8 protein-coding genes and 1 pseudogene are annotated in these 6,457 nt (G+C 61.9%); 4 read left to right on the top strand and 5 right to left on the bottom strand.

What is annotated here, in order from left to right; translation table 11 throughout:
• The first annotated feature begins 5 nt into the window (after positions 1-5).
• The gene (locus DPM33_RS04210) at positions 6-746 is read left to right on the top strand and encodes a nucleotidyl transferase AbiEii/AbiGii toxin family protein (RefSeq protein WP_245441986.1); all 741 of its coding nucleotides are present in this window, start codon (positions 6-8) and stop codon (positions 744-746) included.
• On the opposite strand, the gene DPM33_RS04215 is transcribed toward DPM33_RS04210, so the two are convergent.
• From DPM33_RS04215 to DPM33_RS04230, 4 genes are all read right to left on the bottom strand, one after another.
• Entirely contained in the window at positions 743-1,525 is a 783-nt protein-coding gene (locus DPM33_RS04215) for a YML083C domain-containing protein (protein ID WP_112095795.1), read from the bottom strand. The two genes, DPM33_RS04210 and DPM33_RS04215, sit on opposite strands and share 4 nt — an antisense overlap.
• Before the next feature lie 129 nt (positions 1,526-1,654).
• Positions 1,655-1,912 (bottom strand): hypothetical protein, encoded by a 258-nt coding sequence (locus tag DPM33_RS04220; protein WP_040984202.1) that lies wholly within the window; start codon positions 1,910-1,912, stop codon positions 1,655-1,657.
• A 354-nt stretch (positions 1,913-2,266) separates the two neighbouring features.
• Positions 2,267-2,644 (bottom strand): TIGR02301 family protein, encoded by a 378-nt coding sequence (locus tag DPM33_RS04225; RefSeq protein WP_112095797.1) that lies wholly within the window; start codon positions 2,642-2,644, stop codon positions 2,267-2,269.
• Positions 2,645-2,729: 85 nt separating this feature from the next.
• Positions 2,730-3,143, bottom strand: coding sequence for an NUDIX hydrolase (locus tag DPM33_RS04230; protein WP_112095799.1), 414 nt, complete (start codon positions 3,141-3,143; stop codon positions 2,730-2,732).
• A gap of 71 nt (positions 3,144-3,214) precedes the next feature.
• Between DPM33_RS04230 and DPM33_RS04235 the strand changes: the two genes are divergently transcribed.
• Together DPM33_RS04235 and DPM33_RS04240 are read left to right on the top strand one after the other, a co-directional pair.
• Positions 3,215-3,457: a hypothetical protein gene (locus DPM33_RS04235; protein WP_146770194.1), complete on the top strand. Its 243-nt coding sequence runs from the start codon at positions 3,215-3,217 to the stop codon at positions 3,455-3,457.
• A gap of 116 nt (positions 3,458-3,573) precedes the next feature.
• A pseudogene (locus tag DPM33_RS04240) lies at positions 3,574-4,334 on the top strand (SOS response-associated peptidase).
• 96 nt (positions 4,335-4,430) lie between these two features.
• Here the strand turns inward: DPM33_RS04240 and DPM33_RS04245 are convergent.
• The gene (locus DPM33_RS04245; RefSeq protein WP_112095803.1) at positions 4,431-4,586 is read right to left on the bottom strand and encodes a hypothetical protein; all 156 of its coding nucleotides are present in this window, start codon (positions 4,584-4,586) and stop codon (positions 4,431-4,433) included.
• A 391-nt stretch (positions 4,587-4,977) separates the two neighbouring features.
• On the opposite strand from DPM33_RS04245, the gene cysS reads away from it, so the two are divergent.
• Positions 4,978-6,420: a cysteine--tRNA ligase gene (cysS, locus tag DPM33_RS04250; protein ID WP_112095805.1), complete on the top strand. Its 1,443-nt coding sequence runs from the start codon at positions 4,978-4,980 to the stop codon at positions 6,418-6,420.
• The last annotated feature ends 37 nt before the right edge of the window (positions 6,421-6,457 follow it).

A 6,457-nucleotide genomic window follows, 5' to 3' on the forward strand; every position in this document is an offset into this window, starting at 1 on the left:
CGACAATGCGGGTAGAAATCATGAAGGCGTTCGGAAAACCGGAACATAGGGTAATTGCCGAAGCCCTCGGATTGATGGATCGCGACTTTCTAACGGCCAACCAATGCTGGTTTGGCGGCGGCACAGCCATTGTCATGAAGCTCGGCGAATATCGTCGGTCACTGGATCTGGATTTTCTTTGCGCCGACGCTGGCGGCTACCGCGAGCTGCGAACACGAGCATCGGAACGCGGTGTTCGGGCGTTTTTTCGTGAGCCCGTCGAAGGTATCCGGGATTTCCAGATCGACCAATATGGTTTGAGAACAGTTGTGCGTCTCAAAGGGCAACCGATCCGGTTCGAAGTCGTCCGGGAGGGCCGCATCGATTTGCGCGGTCATTTTGACGATGATCTTGGAATACCGGCCCTTGTCCCTGCAGACATGTTTGCGGAGAAGCTGCTGGCGAATGCCGATCGATGCCAGGATCGCGCTGTCGCATATCGCGATGCCTTAGATCTCGGCATGCTGGTCAAGGCCTACGGAAATATCCCGACCGAAGCCCTGGACAAGGCGCAAACCGCCTATGGCCCTGACATCGAACGCAAAGTCGTTTGGGTCGTCGGCAAGCTACGGGACAAGGGCGAATTGCGCGACGCGGCCAATGCCCTGCAGATGGATGTCGCGGTGGCAATCAACGCTATTTCGGCCTTGCGAGAGGAAGCGGCTCGCATATGGCCCGAGGCCGCAAGCGATGAGTTTCTGCTTTAATCCCCGGCGACGAAGAACAGCCACTGGCCCGTCGGCGTGATGCCGACGCGGTAGAAGATGTAGGCACCGAACTGCTTCATGTCGTCATAGTCGCTCGCCGTGACCAGCTTGAACAATTCGACACGCTGCCTGGCATCGAGCTTGTCGAGCGGCAGCGCGAAGAAATACGGCCAGACATAGAGTTCCTGCGGCGTGCCGGTGTCGACATGGACATAGCCGGCCGACATCACCTCTTCGAGGATGGCGAGGATTTCCTGCCCGTCGCCGTCGCCCGAGAGGCTTTTGAGGAAGGTGACCGGGTCGCCGTCAATGTCGCCCAGCGACAGTTGCGTCATGGAATCGCCCTTGCCGATCAGCGGCCTGAGCTTCTCGATGTCACCGCTCCTGCAGGCCTCGATGATCAGCCCGTGCATGCGCTTGACCGGTTCGGGAAGCATGTCGAGGTCGTAGACGACTGCGGGTGGCGGCGCATCGGGATCGGTGCGCGGGCTGGTGATGCCGCCATTGGCCGGCGGCGTTTCCGGCTCGGACTTGTCGGTATCGTCGGCCGGCTGGCCGCTGTCGGAAGGCTTGGAGCCGGGTGCTTCCGGCGTGGGTACGGTGATGCCGGGCGCGGCGCTGGCGGGCGGAGTGACCGGGGAAGGCAGGTCCTCGCGCTGGATCTCGCTCAGCGCGTAGGATGGCGTGCTGGTAAGACACATGGACAGTGCGAGGCAGGAAGCGGCGATCAGGATGTTGAGGGTCAGCCCGCATGGCTGGCCGGACATCGAAAATCTCACCGCTTGCTTCTCCATTGTTACCCGGCCTGATCCGGGCGGCGCATCAAATGATCAAGCGCGTTGGGCATGATGCCCAAACGGCGCGCCCCCGTCAAAAATTCACTGTCGAAATCGCTGTCGAAAAAAGGGCTAGTGCTTGAGCCGTTCCGGCTCGAACGCGCCGGCAATCACCTTTTCCCGCATCCGGTCGAGGAGCGCGAGCGCCGAGGTCTCGCCATTGGCGCGCAGCATTTCGCCGAAGGCGGTTTCCAGCGCGGCCTCGGCGATGATTTCCGGTTCGATGCCAGCCGACAGGCCTTCCGCCCAGGCTTCGCTGTGGCTCTCCACGGCGGTCAGGCGCTTTTCTTCCCTGACCAACGCGTCGATGTCGCTGACACCATGTTCCATTGCGATGTCCACCTTCTGCAAGCGGCGATCCGTCCAACGGATCCGGCTTGGTCTATCAGTCTGTTCGCGGCCTCACTTAAGTCTTTGTAAATACGACATTTTTAGGGTCAATATCTACATTGCCGGCGAGACTGCCCTCAATTCATGCCGAGCTTAGCCGATTAGACCGGCTTGCGGCATCAAAACCTTCAGTTTGAGTTAATTCCACAATTGCGCGCTAACGTTTCATTAACGCTGTTGCGCAAGTGCAACACATGCTTGCACCAGAGCGGGACAGGAGACAATAAGGCACGTCACATTGACGCCGTTTCTCGCAAAGAAATCTGGGCAAAACGTGCTGCCGTCCGAGCGGCCTCAATTGCCGTAGCGGGAAGCGATGTCGCGCGAGAGCGTCTCGCCTTCCTTCATGTAGCGGGCGATGGCCTCGGTCGCCGAAGGCGTGCATTGCGTGTAAGTGCCGCTGAAGGAGCGGTAGCCGCGGTTGAACGAGGCGATGAAGCGGGCGCGCCGGTCGGGATCGGGATTTTCCGATTCGAGCAGCTTTTCCATCTCGACCCGCCACTGGTCGCCCTTCTCGCCGCAGAGATTGCGCAGGAAATGCAGCGAGCCGAGCACTTCCGCCAGCCGCATCAGCCCGGGTTCGAACGGCGCCTCGGCCGCGATCGCCGGCCGCGCCACGACTGCCATGCTGATGGCAAGACATGCGGCAAAAAAGGGCGAGGCGCGGGTCATCAAGGCCTTGGCGTGAGGGAGCTAAACCTTTGTGGCGAAACATTTTGTCGCCTGCAAGGCGATTTTTGCCGGTTGTGCACGCGTCCTAACCGCGTCCGAGCAAAGCCTCGGCCACCGAGAAAACCTCGCCGGCAAGCGGCATCTCAGCCATTTCCGCCAGCGTATAGAAGGCCGCGGTCTCGGCATCGTCGCTGGCCACCGGCACGCCGCCGATATAGGCCGCGCCGAACACCGTCAGCAGATAGTCGACCGGGTGACCTTCGCCGCTGCCGTCGATATGGATGTCGCGTAGCCGGCGATAGTCGCTGGCCTCCAATCCCGTTTCTTCAAGCAGTTCGCGCGCCGCAGCTTGCGGCAATGTCTCGCCGCCCTCCACTTTGCCGCCCGGATAGGCATAAACCCCTTGCGATGGTGGGCGCGCGCGCTTGACCAGAAGCACCGTGTTGCCGCGCAGGACGGCGACGGAAACGGCGAGGATTGTCGTTCGCGGCTCATTCATCGGTCTGATCTGCTTTTGTGGCGCGTTGCGGCATCATCCTGTATCCTCGGCGGATGACGAAGGAGGCTTCCGTGGCCGAAGACGAAGAAGATGCGCAGCGGAAATTCCTGATGGCAAATGGCTGGACCGAGAAGCAGCTATTCTATCTCGAAGTCGGCCGCGCAAGCTTCGAATTGGATTATTACCATCGCTGGGATGCAGATCTCTATGCTGCCAGGCTGGCGGCCAACGCGCTGGCTGAGGGCGATGCCGAGGGGCATCGTTTCTGGGAAGCGGTTGCGGCAGCCCTCAGACCGCGCGGCATCGCCGCTTAGCTCATTCTAAGCCCGTCCTTTGTGGACGAGCCAGTCGAGAGCTGCTTTTTTGCGGTTGCGGTGCGGTGGTTCCATCGCCACCTTCTCCTCGAAATCAATTTCAACGAGCCCGATCCATGGCCGGACGCTTCGCCCTGACCGCCACACCGGAACAGACCGCGGCCTGCCTCGGCCTTGCCGAATTGGAGGCATTTCCGTCCCGCTACAACATCGCGCCGACTCAGCCGGTGCTGATGGTGCTTGCCGGCCCGCAGCGGGAGCCGGGCTCGAACCTGCCGGACCGCCAGGCGATGCTGGTGCGCTGGGGCCTGATCCCCGCCTGGTCGAGGACACCAGCGCGTTTCCTCTGCTGTTCAACGCCCGTTCCGAAGGCGTGCTGCAAAAGGCCTCGTTCAAGTCCGCCATGCGCCATCGCCGCGCTCTTGTGCCGGCGTCCGGTTTTTACGAGTGGCAGCAGTCGGGCGGCGGCAGGGGGCAGCCCTACTGGATCCGCCCGCGACGCGGCGGCGTGGTCGCCTTCGCCGGCCTGATCGAGACTTTTTCCGAGCCGGGCGGCTCGGAGATGGACACCGGCGCGATTCTAACGATCGAGGCCAGTGCCGGAATTGCTCACATCCACGACCGCATGCCGGTGGTGATCGACGAGCGCGACTTTTCCCGCTGGCTCGATTGCCGCACGCAGGAGCCTCGCGACGTGCTCGATCTGCTCAAGCCCGCCGAGCCTGATTTCTTCGAAGCGATTCCGGTTTCGGACCTCGTCAACAAGGTCGCCAACACCGGGCCTGAGATTCAGGAGCGGGGCGTCGTCGGGCCACAGACCGAGAAGGCTGGGCGCCAGAAGCCTGGCGCGGACGAAGACCAGATGAGCTTATTTTAGCGAAGGCTGCTTCTGGAGGCCCTCCCGTCCCGGGCGCTGTTCAGCGCCCTCATCGCCGGCGTCCCCATCGTCGGGGACCGTGCCGGTTCTGCCTTTTCAGGCAGCGCGCGGAGAGACGATCTTCTGCGCGGGCTTCTTTTTCTTCGCGGTATGAAGAAGGGCTGCGACGATGGCCGCCGGGCCGATCGCGCGGTAGTGGCTGGCCAGTGCGGGCTGCGTTTGTCGGTTCTGTTCCTGCTTGTTTCGAGCCATTGTTCTCTTCCCTGGTAACGGTTTCGTGTTCAGCGTTTGGCGGTCGATTCGGACCAAATCGTGACGTGCTGGCGGTCTAGCCGACGAATGTTTCATCACTGTGCCGACATGTTTAATAAAATGTTTCGCCCGGTCTTTACCTGTGATCCAACGACGTCTTTCCCAAGTGCAGCGACTTGACGGCAACACCTGCCGGCGCGATAAAGCCGGCCATGAAAACGTCTTTCGCCATTTGTGGCATTTGCATTATTGGCTAGCCTCGCGCTGGTCCGGACGTTTTCGCCTCATCTTTCCCTAGAGTGGACAAACGCCCCGGCCAGCAGGCTGGAGCCAGATTTGTGCTGCGGCGCGGATTCGGTTTCAGCGAACCCAAATTAAGGACCGGGACCGTATGTCAGACGCATCGAAAGGCCTCAGCCTCTACAATACGCTAACGCGGGCGAAGGAACCTTTCGTTCCGATCGACCCGCAAAATGTGCGCATGTATGTTTGCGGCCCGACCGTCTACGACTTTGCCCATATCGGCAATGCGCGTCCGGCGATCGTCTTCGACGTGCTCTTCCGTCTGTTGCGCCAAGTCTACGGTGAAACGCATGTCACGTATGTGCGCAACGTCACGGACGTCGACGACAAGATCAACGCGCGCGCGCTTCGCGATTTCGGCGACGACATCGCGGCCGGAAAACTGTCGCTCAACGACGCCATCCGCAAGGTCACCGAAAAGACCGCCGACCAGTACCACAAGGATGTCGCGGCACTGGGCTGCCTGCAGCCGACCTACGAGCCGCGGGCGACGGAGTTCGTCGCGCCCCGCGCGGACGGCAAGGCCGACATGCTGTCGCTGATTTCACAATTGATCGAGCGCGGCCACGCCTATGTCGCCGGCGGCGAGGTGCTGTTCGACACCGCCTCGATGCCGGACTATGGCGAGTTGTCGAAGCGCAATCTCGACGAGCAGCAGGCGGGCGCCCGCATCGCGGTCGACGCGCACAAGAAGAGCCCCAGCGATTTCGTGCTGTGGAAATTGTCGAGTCCGGAAGAGCCCGGCTGGGAAAGTCCGTGGGGCAGGGGCCGGCCGGGCTGGCACATCGAATGCTCCGCCATGTCGGCCGCCTATCTCGGCGAGGTCTTCGACATCCATGGCGGTGGGCTGGACCTGATCTTCCCGCACCACGAGAACGAGATTGCCCAGTCGCGCTGTGCCCACGGCACCAGGGTCATGGCCAATGTCTGGATGCACAACGGCTTCCTGCAGGTCGAGGGCCAGAAGATGTCGAAGAGCCTCGGCAATTTCTATTCGATCCACGAATTGCTGGAGACCGAGACTTTTGGCGGCCGCGCCTGGCCGGGCGAGGTGCTCAGGCTGGCGATGCTGATGACGCACTACCGCGAGCCGATCGACTTTTCCGTGCGCAAGCTGGAGGAAGCGGAAAACACCCTGCGCAAATGGAAGCGCGCCGCCGACCTCGCGCCCGCGGCGGCAAAGGACCTGCCGGCCGAGGTGGTGGAAGCGTTGTCCGACGATCTCGCCACTTACACGGCGTTCCAACGCCTGACGCAGCTGGCTGGCGAGGCAAGCGAGGTTGGCGGCGATGGTGCTGCCGCTTCGCTGAAGGCCACGCTTGCCTTCCTCGGCTTCGATACCGGCGCAGCCAAAGTGGATGAGGTTGCGGTGGCCAAGGCGATCGCCGATCGCTTGGCGCTGATCGCGGCGAAGAACTGGGCCGAGGCTGATCGGGTTCGCGACGAGCTATTGGCGCAGGGCGTACAGTTGAAGGACGGCAAGGATCCCGTCACCGGCCAGCGCGTGACGACGTGGGAGATCAAGCGGTGAGGGTAGCGGGTCTCATGGTTGAAACGGAGAGGCTGGC

It is taken from the genome of Mesorhizobium hawassense (genome assembly GCF_003289945.1).
Classification (GTDB): Bacteria; Pseudomonadota; Alphaproteobacteria; order Rhizobiales; family Rhizobiaceae; genus Mesorhizobium; species Mesorhizobium hawassense.